The organism is Novipirellula herctigrandis (assembly GCA_007859835.1).
Lineage (GTDB): Bacteria > Planctomycetota > Planctomycetia > Pirellulales > Pirellulaceae > Novipirellula_A > Novipirellula_A herctigrandis.
Genome location: SJPJ01000001.1, coordinates 6422678 through 6440077, shown reverse-complemented (window position 1 = coordinate 6440077; position 17400 = coordinate 6422678). Strand labels below are relative to the sequence as shown.

The 17400-nt window shown below is 51.8% G+C and carries 15 protein-coding genes; 4 read left to right on the top strand and 11 right to left on the bottom strand.

Annotated features, from left to right (window positions below):
• Positions 1-2: 2 nt before the first annotated feature.
• The 11 genes from CA13_RS23575 to CA13_RS23525 all read right to left on the bottom strand — a co-directional run bounded on the left by CA13_RS23575 (position 3) and on the right by CA13_RS23525 (position 12277).
• Positions 3-659 carry an RraA family protein gene (locus tag CA13_RS23575; RefSeq protein WP_146400866.1) on the bottom strand — a complete coding sequence of 219 codons (657 nt, stop codon included), beginning with the start codon at positions 657-659 and terminating at the stop codon, positions 3-5.
• A gap of 27 nt (positions 660-686) precedes the next feature.
• Complete coding sequence (locus CA13_RS23570) at positions 687-1613, bottom strand: aldo/keto reductase (RefSeq protein ID WP_146400864.1); 927 nt, start codon at positions 1611-1613, stop codon at positions 687-689.
• 254 nt (positions 1614-1867) lie between these two features.
• Positions 1868-3550 (bottom strand): sulfatase-like hydrolase/transferase, encoded by a 1683-nt coding sequence (locus CA13_RS23565; RefSeq protein ID WP_146400862.1) that lies wholly within the window; start codon positions 3548-3550, stop codon positions 1868-1870.
• A gap of 217 nt (positions 3551-3767) precedes the next feature.
• Positions 3768-4859, bottom strand: a complete 1092-nt coding sequence (locus CA13_RS23560; RefSeq protein ID WP_146400860.1) for a sugar kinase — start codon at positions 4857-4859, stop codon at positions 3768-3770.
• The gene (eda, locus tag CA13_RS23555) at positions 4856-5509 is read right to left on the bottom strand and encodes a bifunctional 4-hydroxy-2-oxoglutarate aldolase/2-dehydro-3-deoxy-phosphogluconate aldolase (protein WP_146400858.1); all 654 of its coding nucleotides are present in this window, start codon (positions 5507-5509) and stop codon (positions 4856-4858) included. Before eda ends, CA13_RS23560 begins: the two co-directional genes overlap by 4 nt.
• 5 nt (positions 5510-5514) lie before the next feature.
• Positions 5515-5835: a VOC family protein gene (locus CA13_RS23550; protein WP_146400856.1), complete on the bottom strand. Its 321-nt coding sequence runs from the start codon at positions 5833-5835 to the stop codon at positions 5515-5517.
• Between the two features lie 230 nt (positions 5836-6065).
• The gene (locus CA13_RS23545; protein ID WP_146400854.1) at positions 6066-7502 is read right to left on the bottom strand and encodes an aldehyde dehydrogenase family protein; all 1437 of its coding nucleotides are present in this window, start codon (positions 7500-7502) and stop codon (positions 6066-6068) included.
• Positions 7503-7755: 253 nt separating this feature from the next.
• The gene (locus tag CA13_RS23540) at positions 7756-8964 is read right to left on the bottom strand and encodes a mandelate racemase/muconate lactonizing enzyme family protein (RefSeq protein WP_146400852.1); all 1209 of its coding nucleotides are present in this window, start codon (positions 8962-8964) and stop codon (positions 7756-7758) included.
• Between the two features lie 158 nt (positions 8965-9122).
• Entirely contained in the window at positions 9123-10217 is a 1095-nt protein-coding gene (locus tag CA13_RS23535; RefSeq protein ID WP_146400850.1) for an L-rhamnose/proton symporter RhaT, read from the bottom strand.
• 457 nt (positions 10218-10674) lie between these two features.
• Positions 10675-11934: a DUF1559 domain-containing protein gene (locus tag CA13_RS23530; protein WP_146400848.1), complete on the bottom strand. Its 1260-nt coding sequence runs from the start codon at positions 11932-11934 to the stop codon at positions 10675-10677.
• A gap of 139 nt (positions 11935-12073) precedes the next feature.
• Positions 12074-12277 (bottom strand): hypothetical protein, encoded by a 204-nt coding sequence (locus CA13_RS23525; protein ID WP_146400846.1) that lies wholly within the window; start codon positions 12275-12277, stop codon positions 12074-12076.
• Positions 12278-12935: 658 nt separating this feature from the next.
• Between CA13_RS23525 and CA13_RS35540 the strand changes: the two genes are divergently transcribed.
• The 4 genes from CA13_RS35540 to CA13_RS23510 all read left to right on the top strand — a co-directional run bounded on the left by CA13_RS35540 (position 12936) and on the right by CA13_RS23510 (position 17007).
• Positions 12936-13058 carry a hypothetical protein gene (locus tag CA13_RS35540; protein ID WP_419194733.1) on the top strand — a complete coding sequence of 41 codons (123 nt, stop codon included), beginning with the start codon at positions 12936-12938 and terminating at the stop codon, positions 13056-13058.
• A gap of 526 nt (positions 13059-13584) precedes the next feature.
• The gene (locus CA13_RS23520) at positions 13585-14310 is read left to right on the top strand and encodes a FadR/GntR family transcriptional regulator (protein WP_419194732.1); all 726 of its coding nucleotides are present in this window, start codon (positions 13585-13587) and stop codon (positions 14308-14310) included.
• A 188-nt stretch (positions 14311-14498) separates the two neighbouring features.
• Positions 14499-16079, top strand: a complete 1581-nt coding sequence (locus CA13_RS23515) for a sulfatase family protein (RefSeq protein ID WP_146403850.1) — start codon at positions 14499-14501, stop codon at positions 16077-16079.
• Between the two features lie 148 nt (positions 16080-16227).
• On the top strand, positions 16228-17007 hold the full coding sequence (locus CA13_RS23510; RefSeq protein WP_146400844.1) for a class I SAM-dependent methyltransferase: 780 nt from the start codon (positions 16228-16230) through the stop codon (positions 17005-17007).
• The last annotated feature ends 393 nt before the right edge of the window (positions 17008-17400 follow it).

Genomic DNA, 17400 nt, shown 5'->3' with positions numbered 1-17400 from the left:
AGTTAAAGGACACCGTACTTTTTAAAGGCCTCGGTGGAACTCATCCCGTTCTCGATCTCTTTGCGAACGAGGTTCTCGGCGGACGCTTTCTCTAGTGCCTTCTCAACGACTTCCGTTTCGTGTTTACGAGGCACGATGACAACGCCGTCAAGATCGCCGAAAACAAGGTCCCCCGGTTCGATCCACACGTTACCAATTTCAATCGGGATTCGGTAATTTTGGACATAAGTTCGTACCCGGGAATCTTGTGCAAACCTGCCCCGGCTAAACACCGGCCAATTCTGTTCCAACACGCGCGGCGTGTCTCGATGTGGCCCATCCACCACAGCCCCAACACCACCTCGCATGCGTGCGGTGGCCGTCAAAATCTCGCCCCATAGAGCCGAGTTCATACTGCCACCGCTGAGATACACCTCGCCTGGTTCGATCTGATCAAGCGCCTCGGTCATCAATCCGAACGGTCTTTCCTGTTCACCATGAATATCACAAGTAAGCACCGGCATGGCGCGACCAGCAATTTTCATCTCCAACGCCAACGGTTGGATCTCGCGTGGCAAGAATTGGTGGTAGCAGCCCAGACTGTCGAGGATATCTCCCACCACGGGCGTGTAGAGCTTACCGCACATTAATTCAAAGAGTTCTTTGTCGTTTTGCCACATGGGCTAATTCTCCGTTGCAAAACATGATCAAGCATCGACCGTTTGCCAAGTTAGGTTGTGAACCGGTTCAAGAATTTCCAACACTCCCGATAGCAGTTCGGTATCCAACGTATCATTGATGTGTCTCACATAGCTTATGACCCTATCCGGATTCGCAGTCCCAACGATCGTGGTCGGAATTTCGGTGTGAGACACGGAATACTGCAGGGCTATTTTGGCAAGATCGCTTCCCTTTTCCGCGCAATATTGAGCCGCCTCGGCACATTTGATTCGCAATTGCTGTGGAGCAGGATGCCAATCCGGAAGCGTACCCGCATTCAATAACCGCATCGCAAACGGCGCTGCATTAAAAATCGCAATGCGCCGCTCTTGTAGCGGAGGCAAAAGATCAAGTAACGCCGTATCGTTTAAACAACAGTGGCAATAGGACTGAATCTGATCGACGTTAGCGCGGTCAAGTATTTCCCGGAATCTCTGAATTGGCAAACCGGTGACACCGACGAATCGAACTTTGCCCGCGTCGCGTGCGCGATACAGAGCAGGAATCGTTTCGGTGACCAATTGGTCTATGTCGGCGAATTCAGCATCGTGTACTTGGATGAAGTCAACAAAATCGACGCCCAGTCGAGCGAGACTTTCATCAATGCTGGCGGAAACACGTTTTGCAGAATAGTCACAATCGGATTGTTCAAAACCATAGCGTCCCACTTTCGTGGACAGCAGGTACTCGTCTCGCGATACGCCGCGCAGCGATTTTCCAAGTACGGTCTCAGCCGACGTGAAACCGTAGAAAGGCGATGTATCCAACAAGTTGATCCCTAGGTCTAACGCCTGGCGAACAGCTCGAATCCCACGGTCTTCGTCAAATCCATCGTAGAAGGAACTCAACGCTGAACCACCATACCCCAACACGGAAACCTTCAGCCCCGTTGCACCTAACGTGCGATATTCCATAGGTGATCCATCCTAATGATTGCGGCAACACTTGAGCGACAAGACCAATATTGAGAGGCAATCGGTAACGCCGCCGCTCAAATGTGACTTCACATGATACCCGCAAAGGCTGCGTCTTTATTGGATAATTCGCTAGCAGAGAAAGTCAGACGACTTAAAGTGCTACCAGCACAGAGAAGACTCTCGAATCGCTACACCGGATCGCGGTCGATCCCCGTCGCCCGTGATGGGCGGCCCCGACAAGAACGCCTCGCCTAGTTTTCGGTTGCCATTTTTGCCCAATAGGCCTTCTTTTCCTCACCTGATGCAACACCATCTTTATTTGCATCGATGCTGTCGAACATTTTGTCGACTTTGACATGATCCCAATTCCAACCGTTCTTTTCCCATTTTTCCCGTTCACGTTCGACAAAGTCATCGCGGGTGGAATCCCCCTTCTTCAACGGTTTCATCTCCGATACTTCAACTGGTGTCGCCTCAGACGGATCGATGCTAAATGTCTGGTCGAAGTGCGGCATTCCGGTTTCGTCCCATTGATCCTTTGCCTGACGCTCATGGTGCCAACGCGGCTCGATATGACTTCGACTCCACTTTTCCATCTTGGCCACCATCGAATGGAGTAGTTCAGGATTTTGAGCACTCAAATCGTGTTGCTCACTCACATCGTCTTCGATATTGAACAGTTTCCAAGGTCCATTTGCATCACGCAACACTTTCCAGCGATCTTGTCTCGCACTAGCATCGCTAAAACCAGCACGATGACGTACCACAAAAATCATGTCGCCCTTACGTGGGTTCTGGGCTGCCAAAAAATCGTTCCAAATATCTTTCCCGTCGAGATGCTTCCCTGCCGGGATGGTTCCGCCGCCAAGACCTGCGAAAGTGGGATAGAAATCGAGCGAAGAAACGGGATACTTAAAACGCTTCCCAGCCGGAACATGACCGGGCCAGTGGAAAAACATTGGAACGCGATATCCACCTTCGTAGACGCTCCCTTTTCCCTGAGCAAGCGGTCGGTTGGTGGCTCCGGCTGAAGTTTTCCCTCCGTTGTCACTGAGAAAGATAATCAACGTGTCATCAAATTCATGGTTACTCTTCAAAGACTCGACGACCTCCCCCACACCACGGTCGACCGCATGCACCATGGCTGCATAAGTACGACGTTTTTCGTCCTTGACATCCGCATACTCCTTCAAATCGTCCTCTTTCGCTTCAAGAGGTGTATGCGGAGCGTTGTAGGCAAGAAACAGGAAGAACGGTTGATCTTTCTTTGCCGCGTCGTTCACAAAACGCACTGCTTCACGCGAAAGAGCATCCGTGATGTATTGTGTCTCGTTGACTTCCTCACCGTTGTGTTCCAGCGGCAACGAGTACTCGTTGATATTCGGATTCCCAGCACGACGTTGGCGTTCGTAAATCGGCCTATACTTTTCCGGAAAATACGAGTGACCTCCACCGAGGAAACCATAGAAGTCGTCGAAGCCTCGTGTGTTGGGATGAAACGGCTGAGTAATCCCCATGTGCCATTTCCCAATTGCTCCGGTGTAATAGCCAGCGTCTTGAAGAACCGTGCTAATCAATGTTTCATTGATGTCGATACCTTGCTTGTTGTACTCCTCGATTCCATGACCACTATTGGGAAGATTAAACGGGGCGCCAAACTCATGCGGATAGCGTCCCGACATCAGCCCCATACGACTAGGACCACAGAAAGGATGCGGCACGTAGGCGGAAGTACAGATGGTTCCACTTTTTGCGAGCGCATCCAACTCGGGCGTGCGGATGTCGGTGGCTCCATTAAAACCGACATCCGAATAACCGAGATCGTCGCACATGACGACAACAATATTCGGACGCAGGGGGGCTGCGAAAACAGCATTCGTGCCCAATGGGGCAAGGACGCAAAAGATCGTTAGCAGTTTCGTTGTGGCATTCATTGAATGGGGTTGCCTCAGTAAGGGCCGATCGGTGTCAAGCTCTGTGGCTTCTTTCGGTTTAAAGTCATGCAGGGTTGGTGCCCAAACGAGACCGATTCCATCCATTTTCGAAAACCGCCATCGTGCCAAGGAAATCTCAGGTGTATTTGATTCCCGGTGTATTGGATTCCCGGTGTATTGGATTCCCGGTGTATTGGATTCTTGGCTGGCGAATTTGCTAACGTACGACACGCCCTGAGGCAGACCCGCCCATAAGAGCTTCCGCTTCACTTCGCGTCGTATAATTGAAATCACCTTTGATCGAGTGTTTCAAACAGGAGGCGGCAACCGCAAAGTTCGCAGCGGTTTGTGGAGCATTCAATTCCGGTGTGGTCAAGGCAAAGATCAGACCACCGGCAAAGGAATCGCCGCCACCGACACGGTCAACAATGTTCTTGATCTCGTAAGGTTGATAATTACCTTGCTGATCGAGTGGCGCAAAAGCCGAACGGTCAGAAACCGCGTCATATAGCATCGCGCCCCAATTGTTGTGCGTCGCTGAATGACTCTCGCGCAGTGTGATGGCTACCTTACTAATGTTTGGAAACTGTTTCACGACTTGACGTGCCACATCCGGATAACGCGACGTATCCAGCGTCCCAGCATGAACATCGGTGTCACCAGCCTGGATTCCAAGAACATCATGGCAATCTTCTTCGTTGGCAATCACCACATCAATAAACGGCAAAATCGTGCGCATCGTTTCTTGTGCTAGTTCACGTGCCGATTTGGAGTCATCCCACTTCCATAGTTTTCCGCGAAAATTCAAATCGATCGACACCTTTGCCCCGGCGGCTTTCGCTTTTTGCGCGGCCACCAAAGTGGCTTCCGCAGCACTCTTTGACAGCGCCGGAGTAATCCCACTGAGATGCAACCACTGGGCACCGTCAAAAATGGCATCCCAGTTATATTGGTCCGCTGGGGTGATCGAAACAGCCGAGTCGGCGCGATCGTAAATCACGTTACTGGGTCGTTGGTTGGCACCTGTTTCTAAAAAGTACAGTCCAAGCCGACCATCATCGGTACGCAACACATATTGCGTGTCGATGCCCATCGCACGGACCGAATCGATTGTTGCATCAGCCAAGGCATGCTTTGGCAACGCCGTCACATAACGAGCGGTGCCGCCAAAATTACAGATCGACGCCGCGACACTGGCTTCCGCCCCGGCATAGGTGACTTCGAATTCACGTGTTTGGCGAAGGCGAAGATTTGCGGGGGCCGCCATACGACCCATGATTTCACCAAAAGTAACTACGACTTGACTCATTCTTTCGAACCTTTCTTCGATGCTTTGATAACGTCTGCCGCACGGGCGGCAATGCCAGCCCAATCCTCGTTATTGACTAGTTCTTGTTTAACGATCCACGATCCGCCGATAGCCGATACGTTGGGCTCTTTCAAATAATCCAACATATTATCCGCATTCAGTCCACCCAGCGGGAAGTATTGAATCCCCAAATGTTTGTAGGGGGCGGCCATACTGCGCAGATATGGGATTCCACCGGAAGCTTCTGCTGGAAAGAATTTTACGAATCGGCAACCAAGCTCAATCGCGGTTTCGAGATCCGATGGCGTAACAATCCCCGGTGCAAACGGCAAACCCACTTCCTTTGCAGCACAAACCACACGCGAATTTAGCCCCGGAGCCACACCGAAATGGGCTCCGGCGGATTTGACGTCGGCAACGGTTTCAGGTGTCAGGATCGTACCGACCCCAATCAACATTTCAGGCACTTCTGCACAAACAGCCTTCAGTGCCTCCATCCCGGCGGGAGTACGCAGCGTCAATTCGATCGCCTCGATGCCCCCGGCCAGCAATGCCTTCGTCAAAGGGACTGCGTGTTCGACCCTCTCGACAGAAAACCCAGCGACCACGCCGGTGTTTTCCAATCGCTCTAAAATTTCATTGGGAAACATCGTTTCTATTCTTTCACTTCCATGAATTCGACGGGCGAGCCATTGTGAATAATGAAAGCCACGCGGACGCCTTCACCCGGAGAAAACGTCTCAACGAGAATCTCTTTCCCCTCTACCGCTTCTTCAATGTTGTCAACGAGATAGGCAACGTGCGGAAGTTTTTGCATCATTTCCGGCATCGGAGTGTCTGAGTCGAACTTAATCCATTCAACACCATATTCATCTTTTGTGAAATCGGTGTAGTGAATTTTTCCAGGCTCATAAAATCCATCCCAATTTTTTTCATCCGTCGTGGGAATTCCGATATGGCTAAATGGATATTTCACGTTCTGGCTCCTGGGTTTTCTTGGTTGATTTGGTCTGAAAACTCGACGCGAGTTTAGGACCGAGAGGTAAATAGGGATAGGCTTCTGGCGAGCAATAAAATACAGGGCCGGTTCGTACGACCGATTGAGTGATGGCTAGGTAACCGGTTCACCGAAAAAAGTCCCTAGGAGCCAGCCCCTACCTAAAGAACTTAGGTAAACAATTCGGTGGACAATGCCAAACGACGTTTTTACTTGTCGATCAATATCGAAACTCGTTTGAGCGTCAGGTATTCCGTCAGGCTGTAACGCGAGCAGTCTTTGCCGACGCCACTTTGCTTGACGCCGCCATGAGGCAACTGCACTGCATAATGAACTTCATTGACACAGACACTCCCTGCATCAATATCCGCAGCAGCACGGAGGCCACGTGACAGATTCGTCGTGTAAACGTAGGCGGCAAGTCCATACTCGGTATCGTTTGCCATCGCAATCACGTCGTCATCATCGGAAAAACGAATCACTGGTAACACAGGCCCAAAGATTTCGTCGCATGACAAACGCATGGTTCGCTTGACGTTACTGAGGATTGTCGGCTCCATGAAGTAGCCTTTGCTAGGCTGGCTGGGAACCTTGCCCCCGCATTCAACCGTCGCACCCTCTTTCTCAGCGGACTGAATCAACTCCAACATGCGATCGCGATCTTTCGCAGTCAGCATTGGCCCCATCAAATTGCCTTCTCCTCGACCGGCTCCCAAGATGATATCGGCCGCGTTCTTTTTAGCCGCAGCAATGAACGCGTCGTAGACCTTCTCGTGAACGAAACATCGATTAGGCGAAACACAGACCTGACCGGTATTGGCAAATTTCAGCCCCACGACACTGGCTGCCGCCGCCTCCACATCCGCATCGTCGTAAACCACCACCGGTGCATTTCCGCCAAGTTCCACTGAGAAGTGCTTTACGTTTGTGCAAGCAGACTTCATCGCGCCGACACCGGCGCGGGTCGAGCCGATCATGGTAAACATCGATGGAATGTCGCTTTCTAACAACGGTCCCGTCACGTCGTAATCGGTACCGCTAATCACATTCACGACGCCACCCGGCACGCCCGCCTCGACAAGCAACTCGGCACATCGGAGAGTGGCGAGCGGCGTCAGTTGCGATGGCTTAATGATTGCCGTACAGCCCGACGCCAAAACAGGCCCAAGTTTGTACCCAAGGTTTAGCAGCGGAAAATTCCACGCCAAATATCCAACCACGACGCCGAGCGGTTGACGTTGAATGTAATGCAGGAAACGCCCGTCCGGGTCGGGAATCACCGGTTGGTCAATGCGAGCCGCTTCTTCGCAGAAGAACCGTAGACACGTTGTGAGCATGCCAAAGTCATAATCGGCGTTGCCAATAGGTTTGCCGGTTTCGGCAATCAATAAATCGACAATCTCGTTACGATTTTCCTCAAGCAGATCGGCGTACTTCAAGATCATCGTCTGACGTTGCGACAAAGGCATGCGCGACCAAGTCTCAAACGCATCCTTGGCGGATGAAAGCGACAATTGAATCGAGGCGGCATCCACCTCGGGAACCTCGGCAATCACCTCTTCGGTTGCCGGATTGATCACCGAAAACGTTTTCTCTGTCTTGACCAATTGACCGTTGATTAACATTGCAAATTTTTTGTCGCTCATCGTTTCACCTTGATGGACTGTTGGGAGTGTTTAGGTTTCGACCGCTGTACGTGATGGTTAGGTTGCTTGGTATCGACCTGAAATTTGTATCGACCGAAAAAACAGGGATTGGCTTTCAAGCAGGGCAGTTCGCTAACGCTTTTTCATCATGGACGTGGGGCCAAGTAATGGACGTGGGGCCAATTAGGCCAGGGTGTGCCCCGGCGCCGCAATGCCCGGACGGGGCTTAGCGTACATCCAACTTAAAAATGCTCTAGTGACTAGCAACACTAGCCACGTAGCCGGCAGGAGCGAGGCCAACATGTATTGGATCCTTGACTTCCGTTTCCCGAATTTCAAATGACTTCATCGCAGCCTTATTGACGGTAACACCGAGTCCCGGTCCGGTGGGGACTTGAGCAATGCCATCTTTCACCACCACGGGGACTTCAAACAACTGATCTCGCAGCGCGTTTGGCGTACGATCGTATTCCAGCAGCGGAGGAGCAACTTCTTTACGACCCGGCTCACGATAGCCCGAAGCGAGGAAGTGAGTCGCTGCGGCCAAGTTGAGCATTGTACCCCAACAATGCGGCACAACGTTGATCCCCATTGACGACGCCACATTGCGAATCTTTAACGCCTCGGAAGGCCCGCCACAATACGCCAAGTCAGGTTGCGCGATTTGAACGCCACCCGTCGAAAGGAGTCGCTGGAATCCGTACCGCGTCTGCTCGCATTCGCCGGTGGCGATCGGGATGTCGACCTTGTCCTGTAACTGGCGAAACTGGTTTTCAAACTCAGGCGACAACGGTTCTTCAAACCATCCGAAATCATGTTCGCTCAACACGTGCCCGATCTGAATCGCTTCGGGCAAATCGTAGGCGTGATTCGAGTCGGCCATCATGGTCATGTTCGGAAGCGCCTTGCGCATCGCTTCGACTTGACGGATATCGAACGACAAGTTCTTACCAACCTTGATCTTCAAGGCCGTGAAACCTTGTTGTTGGTAACCGGCTGCCTCATCGACTATCGATGCGATCAGGTCCGATTCTGGCATTTCTTTGAAATACATACCGGTGGCATAGCAAGGGACTTCATCGATATAGCGGCCTCCCATCAATTCCGAAACGGACTGGCCCAAAACCTTGCCGCGAAGATCCCACAATGCCATATCAATACCGGACATTGCGCCCATCATGACACCGCCACGGGCGAAATCGAGGGAAGCTCGCCACATCAAGTGCCACAAGACATCGGTTGCCAACGCATCTTTACCCAACAAGCGTGGAGCATAGAAACTTGTGATCGCAGCTTGGTAGACCTCAGCGGGACCATAGCACTCGCCCCACCCCGTCGTACCGTCCTCTGCGACAATTTCAACCCAAAGCGTATTGCGAGTGTCATAAAACCACTGAGAAAAACCAAACGGAACCTCAAGGTGGTCACGCAGATGATGCGTTCGAATGCATTTAATTTTCATAGTTATTTTGCTGTGTGAAAGATTAGATGAGAATCAAAAACCTAATTTGCGGAGGGATCACCCATCCGGTTTGAATATTTCTTTGAGCATCGTGACGCAGAGAATCACTCCAATAAAAACGATCGGCATGAGCCTAAAAAAACCAAGCCAGATAGCAGCTAAGCCAAAAAGCCCTCGTGCAGCGGAGCGACGACCGAAACACGATCCGGAACCAACTGTTCATCTGCCTTCAGCGTCGAGGCATAAGCCATGACCACGGTCGCGATGATGATCACCAAGACTCCGAGAGCCATCAGCTTGAGCGGACCTTGCATTCCTTTCCACTCCCCCGTAATCAACGCAGCGATATTACTAACGATTAACGAAAGCCCCAACATCACTGGCCAACAAATCATCGTGCCGATGTCACCCATCAACGCCACGCCTTGACCGTACGTACCCAGAGCGGCAAACCACAGCAAACCAGCAATAATCGACCATTTAAGTGCCGAGAACATGCCAGGAGTTTTGAATGAACCAAACGACTTGTTCTTAATCAGCAAGAAGATTGCGTAGCCAGCATTCATCAGATAGGCACCGGCGAGCACAACGATCCAACGCGCCAAAGCCGTATTGCGTGGCAACGCACCGGCTTCTTCTGCCAGCTTGCCGATTTCCGATGTGTTGTCAAAACCAACAGCAAGCATCGCCGATAGAATGCCGCTAAGCGAGGCAATCACGAGCCCAATACGAAACGCCTTGCCCTTTTTGATTCCTTCAATGTTCGCGTTCCCTTCAGCCAACTTCTTATCACGTTGCAATCCAGCAATCGTCACAATCACCACCGCGATTGCCAACAAAGCCAACCCTGTATAGAGATAAGGCAGACTATCGGGGTTCACTGAATCGTACCGCAAGAACAGCGGAATCAGAGCACCGGCGATCGAGCAAAGCCCCATCACGATGCCGTAGGTCAACGACATACCAATGTAGCCAACCGAGACCCCAAACATGATGCCGCCAACTCCCCAAACAAAACCGAGCAGCGCACCAGTGATGAGTTCATTGGTCGGCGCCGAAGCGATCACGGCACCAAGATCGGGCACCACCATCAAAGCCCAAATCAACGGGAAGATCACCATTGCGACCGTCGCATGAACAATCCACCAAGCCTCCCAAGCAAGCGGCTTGACATACTTCATGCCCAACCCAAACGTGCCCTGAAAGACGCTGGCCAGCAACACCAGCAATAGAGGAAATAAGAACTCATTCATAACCTAGCGTCTCCAATACAATTTCCAGAGTGCGTCCTCGCCGACAAACAGCATCCACATTGCAACACGCAGCGTAATCCTGCAAAGGTGAGTCGGCACGCCACCATACACAACCCCATATGAGCGGTGTATCGCATCCCGCCAAAAGCCAAAATGTGTTCCAAGCTTTTAGCATCCAGCCAATACGCTGTTCCAACCACAAGTATTCCATGCCATACATGCGGCCAGCTTGCCATATTGTAATACCTGAAATCGCGTTGATAGTCAACTAACAAGACATGGAAATTGACCTGTTGCGACGAAACCGCATCTTCTAAATCGCCGCAGCCCAACGAGGTATGACTAGGGAATACCAACTGGCACCCTCAAACCAACCTCTAAGGAACAAAAAAGGGCCCCATTCCTAACCAAGGAATGAGGCCCCATCTGTCAACTCTCAAGCCTGCGATGACCAAGCTTAGATTTCGTCGCTAACCGTTTCCTTTGAAGCACGCGTTCCGAGTGATCCCCAGAGCCCGAAGGGACTCTGCGAACCTGGTGTCACGTAAGGACCACCGCGGCGCACTTGGGCGCTGTTTTGGTTACCTGCTTCGATCGAGTCAGTGATAAACTTCACTGCACCATCGGTCATCAAGACATGACAACCACCTTGGTGACGACTACTTGGCGGCGCGGTCGACTCCCCAGTGGCGAGCCATTGCGGTTGATTTGGCGACGAATTGCAGACTTCCCTATTAGGCGGAAGGATCGTAAGCATGCCGGTAAAGATCGGTGTGAACCGTGCCCAGCAATATCCGCGACGCTCTTCAACCGGCGAAGTCAAGCTCGCAGGGTTAGGACCCGATGTCGCCCAGAATTGTGGACGAAGAGGATCTTTGACGGACTGGCATGCAATTGCGTTACCAGCTTTCGAATGGCTCCAAGAATCCGATGTATTTGGGTTCTTAGCAGCCTCGGTACGAGCGTCGTGGTCACCTAGGTCTGTAGCGATTTCGCCCATGCAGATCGTGTTGGAGAGACCATCAAGGATGTCGCGGAACCTCGACTTTTGCCTAGGTTGGAACACACCTCGATTGGACTCTCTTGCCATTTCGTACATTTGGGAGTTGGTGGCCCCATTGTGCCAATAAACTCCCATGTTACTGCGTGTCATGGAATCACCAAGGCAGACGGCGTAATTAGTACGCCCTTGAGCAGGAAGCCCAACGCCAGGATCACTAGGGCAACGAAACGACGGAATATTGGTTAACCAAGGGTCGTAACGATTGTTCGCGTGACTCGCCAGGTTTCGCCCTGGATTAGGTCCCATTGCTGAAAATATGGAGGTAGGATTCTGGGGCGATGCCAAAGGATTGGAGATCTGCTCCCACAAAGCTTGTTGCTCAATAAATGGAGTCAACCCCACCAAAGCACTCAATTCAAATCGGTTATGCCCTGGAGGGCCCCAAGATGCACCCGCCCATGACGTGGACTGGCCGTCGACCAAAGTCGTCCCGGTGGTTCCGGTGCCATGCCTGGGCATTTGGCTATAGGCACTGTGGTAGTTGTGAATAGCCAAGCCAATCTGCTTGAAATTATTGCTACAGCTCATCCGCCGAGCCGCCTCACGTGCTGCTTGAACGGCGGGCAGCAGCAACCCAACCAATACACCGATGATGGCGATCACCACCAACAATTCCACCAACGTAAAAGCGCGTTTGCGTCGAATCATTTCCATCTATCTCTCCAACATTTCAAAAAAGTAAATAAGGCAGCCAAACATAAAGGCCACCATCCTTAGAACACTCATCAATGACTGCGAACCACTGACACAACACTGAGACGCACCAGAGAAAGCCACAGCCTGATACTTGAAACTACTCCCCTTGCGATTCACCCTTCGCTGGCCCCATTCCTTGACCGGCAAAATCCTCTTCCGTCACATTCAGCTCTGGGTTATCCGCAATGAACTGCTGCAACTCATCGGTTGTCGTAGTGACCGTGGGTTCAGTTGAATCGCCGCAGCCCGGAAGCACCGGAACCACTAACGCGAGGAGAATTAGCATTCGCATAATTCGCATGAAAGATTCCCTGTAATAGGAGCAGAAAAAAAACTAATTGATTGATTGATCATGCGAACATGATGCTGACGCAGCAAAACGACGCACGCGACACGACGGCCCTTCCAAGAACAGCCGGACTTTCACATTTACAGATATATGACAAGGACTCACTAGCAACCGAATGACGGCAAAGAAAAGCTCCATCAACTCTTGGATTAGCTGTCGTCTTGAAAAAAACCTCATAGACGACGCCGCACATTGCCAACAACCTTATTGTACGACAAGCTGGCCTCCGGTCAATAGAGAAGAGCCTATTTTTCGGATTTTCACGAACTTTCGTAGCCACGAGCACTACGCCCAGGGGTAGGCGGGGGGTATTGATCCCTCGTGAGTGAGGCGAAGTGGGCGATCCGGTGACGAGCAAAAAATGGCAATTAAGAGAGATCTAAACACATGCCGGCATCCTTCCAAATGACCTACTGGCAGACGCATTTTCCGATGCCAAAACACTCGAGCACGCGTCGATCCGACAAATCGACACACAACCCTCGCATCAAACGAAATTCGAATCGATGGAAAGAATCGAACCGCCTAACCTCTGACAACAAATTTGGCGAAAACCAAATGGATTGAGCTTGGCTTTTTAGCATGGCATTTTTGCACGGTGATCTTGTCCATGATGATCTTGTCCATGATTTTCGGTGGAGCCCCCCATGCTTTGCCAACTTTTGATTCGGTGCTTGCCAAGGTGGACGTGTTGGCTGTGGCGGACGAAGCAACGAACCCTTCGCGCCAATAAAAACCATGTTGGACTCGTTGCGGTTGACAGTCTCACCGCAAACCAATATTCCGGTCAAATGCACGAAAGGTCACAGTAAGGATTCGAAACGCTCTCCCAAAGTGCGTGTTGATCGACAAATGACGCCGAGACAAAAGTGGCAAATGGAGACGATCTCGCATTCATCAACCGCTTGGTCCGTGAACGACATGCGCGACTCGAGTTGTGGTGTAAAAGAACAACGGAGACGAAACAGACATTGGCCGCTCAGCGAAGATGGCCCGCTCGGCGAAGATGGCCCGCTCGGCGAAGAGACTACCCACTTTCGAATAGGATTCCAGCAAGTGAGTGTGACGGCTATAGTGGTGGCAGATCAACAATAGGGTCGAGTCTTCTCGGAAGATGGAGTTATACCGAAACACTCGTGAGGCGTGGCGTGTTTGATACATACTCACTTCATATCCATCTGAGATCGTTTCGCTCGAGATAGACAAAACGGGGCCCCCAGACTAGTGTATTACAATAACACTTACGTAAAGGGCCGATTATGATTAGGACGAACATGGCAAGCATCCGAACCCCCCGAAATCTATGCGGTCAGGTCGTTCACGATCTAGGATCACGGATTCTGGCAGGCGAGGTGAAACCCGGCGAACCGCTGCCTCAAGAGACAACGCTTTGCGAAGAAATGGGCGTTAGCCGAACCGTGGTCCGCGAAGCGATCAAGTCGTTAGCGGCCAAGGGGCTAGTGGAATCTCGAGCCAAGCGAGGAACGATTGTCCGCCCCGCTCGGGTTTGGAACTATCTCGATCCGGAAGTGCTGGAATGGCAATCACAATCGGATGTGAATGGCCAACTGCTTCGCTATCTCACGGAGTTCCGACAGGCGATCGAACCTACCGCAGCAGCGCTTGCAGCGGAGCGTGCTAGCGACGACGAACGGGCATTGATCCAAGAGGCTTGGGAGGAGATGGCAAGGGGAGCCGGCAGTGTCGAAGCTTTTCACTTGGCGGATACCCGATTCCACACCGAAATTCTACATGCAACGGGAAACCCCTTCTTTGCGCCGGTTGCCAATGTGATCAGTGTGTCGCTCGAAGCAAGTTTGGAAGTTACGAACCGTCAGCCAGTAGAAAATCTCGCATCCGTTCCTGTACACCAGAAAGTCCTTGATGCGATTTTGGCGCGCAAACCTAAGGAAGCAAGCGAAGCGATGCGCAGCCACCTGAAAGATGCAGCGGATCGCATCGAGAGAGTACTCGGCTCAGGTTAACTCTCTCGGCAAACATCGGGGCTTGTTTGCATCAATGAAACGTAAGGCAACCATCCTATTTGCTTTTTGATGATAGTTTTTTGAAACGACCTCCGAGGATCACCATGCTACAGTTACATCACAATTCCGCGCATTCAATGAATCGGAACCGGTGTCCGCGGCGATTGCAATACGCTTCGCCACTGGGCATGACAACACTTGGTGTGTCCATCATTGCGTTGCTTATGCTGCTAAGTCTGCTTCCTGCATCAACGCTACAGGCCGGCTCCAACGATCGTCCTAACATCATTGTCATCATGGCTGACGATTTGGGATACGGTGACGTTTCGTGTTACGGCGCAAAGGCAATCACGACTCCCAATATCGATCGCTTAGCGAACGAGGGGATTCGTTTTACCAGTGGCTATTGCTCCGCCTCCACATGCACACCGACTCGCTACTCCTTATTGACTGGAACTTATGCGTTTCGCAAACAGGGAACTGGCATTGCACCACCGAACAGTCCAACGCTCATCCCCGCCGGAACCGTCACATTGCCTTCGCTGCTGCAATCGGCAGGCTACAACACAGCGGTGATCGGAAAATGGCATCTTGGCTTGGGCGAGGGGCAGCCAAATTGGAACGGTGACTTGAAGCCCGGGCCGCTGGAAATTGGGTTTGATCATTGCCTTCTATTGCCAACGACAAACGACCGAGTTCCTCAAGTTTATGTCAACGATCACCGGGTCGAAAACCTCGACAGCTCCGACCCGCTTTGGGTTGGAAACAAGAAACCCACTGAAGATCATCCTACGGGGGTATCGCATCGCAGTACGCTGAGACTCGATTGGTCGCACGGACACAATCACTCCATCCATAATGGGATCGGGCGCATCGGTTACTACACCGGAGGCCATGCCGCTCGTTTTCGCGACGAAGAATTAGCCGACCGGTGGGTCAATGATTCGGTTAAATGGATTGAACAGAACCGTGATGAACCGTTCTTTCTCTTTTTCTCGTCGCATGACCTCCATGTTCCACGAATGCCGCACGAACGTTTTCAAGGAACGACATCTTTAGGTCTGCGTGGTGATTCGATCGCCCAACTCGATTGGTGCGTCGGTGAATTGACCGACGCGTTGGATCGACTTCAAATTGCCGATAATACACTGATTGTTTTTTGCAGCGATAATGGCCCTGTGCTCGATGATGGCTACAAAGACGAAGCGGTCGAGAAGCTTGGTGACCACAAACCTGCTGGGCCATTTCGTGGCGGAAAGTACAACGTTTACGAAGCAGGCACTCGAACGCCACTGATCGTTCGTTGGCCCGGCAAGGTTCAACCAGCCGTCTCGGACCAAATCGTTTGCACAATCGATCTGGCCGCCAGCTTGAGTTCGCTCGTCGGAGTTCCCCTTCCAAACGACGAAGCCTGTCGAGACAGCTTCGATGTCAGTGACGCTCTGTTGGGAAAACCCGGTGCAGTCGGCCGGCCTCATTTGATCCAGCAAGACAATGGCGTGAAAGGCAATTTCGGATTCCGCGTTGGAAACTGGAAACTGCATCGCTACGGTGCAAAGAATACGTACAACGTGGAGCTTCACATGAAGAACTCCGCCATCGAACCGTTCCAACTGTTTGATCTGCAAACCGATCCCATGGAAACGAAAAACGTAATTGATGAGCATCCCGAAATTGCCCGGCAAATGAAAGAGGAACTTGACACGCTTATCAAGCAAGGGCACAGTCGACCCATTTCGCAAACCGCTCCGACGAAAACACCTTCTTAGGATTGACTCTACACAGGAGCCGATCCTTTGCCGGGTCTCCGCTCGCATCGAAACGTGACACGGGGGCGTTTCACTTCGGCAAAGTCTTAGACGCCGAAGCGCAAAAGTGATGGGATTCAGGCATTAGCATGATCAGGAATAGCCAGAAATGCGAAATCAGATAACGCGAATTTCAAGGAGGCTGACGACATTGTTGCGGCCGGTCTGGTGCTGGGGCATGGTGCCGGCAGCGAATCTCATTGTGATGCTCACGTTTCTTGTGAGCTGCTCCGGCGTTCGGGCTGCCGATGGCACGCAAGCACTTCCTCCGATCGAATGTCCGCTTAGCAAGGCAGGAATCGACAAGACGAAGTTGAAACCATTCGAAGAAGTCGCGGATTACATCAAGTTCCTTGAGCGTTCCGATCGTGCAGAATGGCAGAAACCGAAAGCCGTTGTTGAAGCGTTGGAATTCAAGGGAACCGAAACGGTCGTGGATCTGGGATGTGGTTCAGGCTACTTTACTTTTCGATTATCGAAGGCTGTGCCGCAAGGCAAGGTGATCGCCATCGACAATCAGCCCGAGATGGTTCGCCACATCCACAGAAAGGTGCTGACCGGAGAATGGCCAAACATCCGAGCACAGGTTGGAAAATCGGATGATCCTGGGTTGCCGAGCGATGCCGATTGTGTCTTCGTTTGCGATGTGTTGCTCCATGTTCGCGAAAAACAAGAGTGGCTCAAGACACTTCACTCGGAAATGCAGCGTGGAGCAAAGCTCGTCCTCATCGACTTCCGAAAAGGGGAGCTACCAGAGGGGCCACCGGAGGCGATCAAGGTTCACAAACAGGAAATACTCCGCCTCTGCAAGGAAGCTGGATTTGTCCTAAAGCAAGACAAACCTGGTCTGCTGCCATATCAAGAGTTTCTTGTTTTCCTGAAGCCCTGAGGCGACTTGCCAATTGTAATGCCGCGACGGTGGCCTTCGAGCCTTCTCCGTTTTTCAAGCTGCGGACTCTTCGATTTCAGATCGGCAAGTCGATTTTGAGTCGGAGCAGATCAGTCGAAAGCGAGCCCGTTGTTGAGGCGTCGGCCTTTTCCGCCCCGCTTCCCAACCACCATCATCTTGATCCATCTCATACCCAATCGCCACTCTCAACACCGTGCGTCAACTTTGGGGGACACTCCAATGCGATATGGGAAATGCAGACAGTGCTGAGCCTCCCAGCGATCTCCAGGCCGCCTCATTTGTGATCGTTAGGGGGGCGAACTCAGTAAGGGCATGGTGGAGTAATTGGGGATTTCAGAAACAGCCTTCCAGAGTGAGCAGAATCCCCCCAAG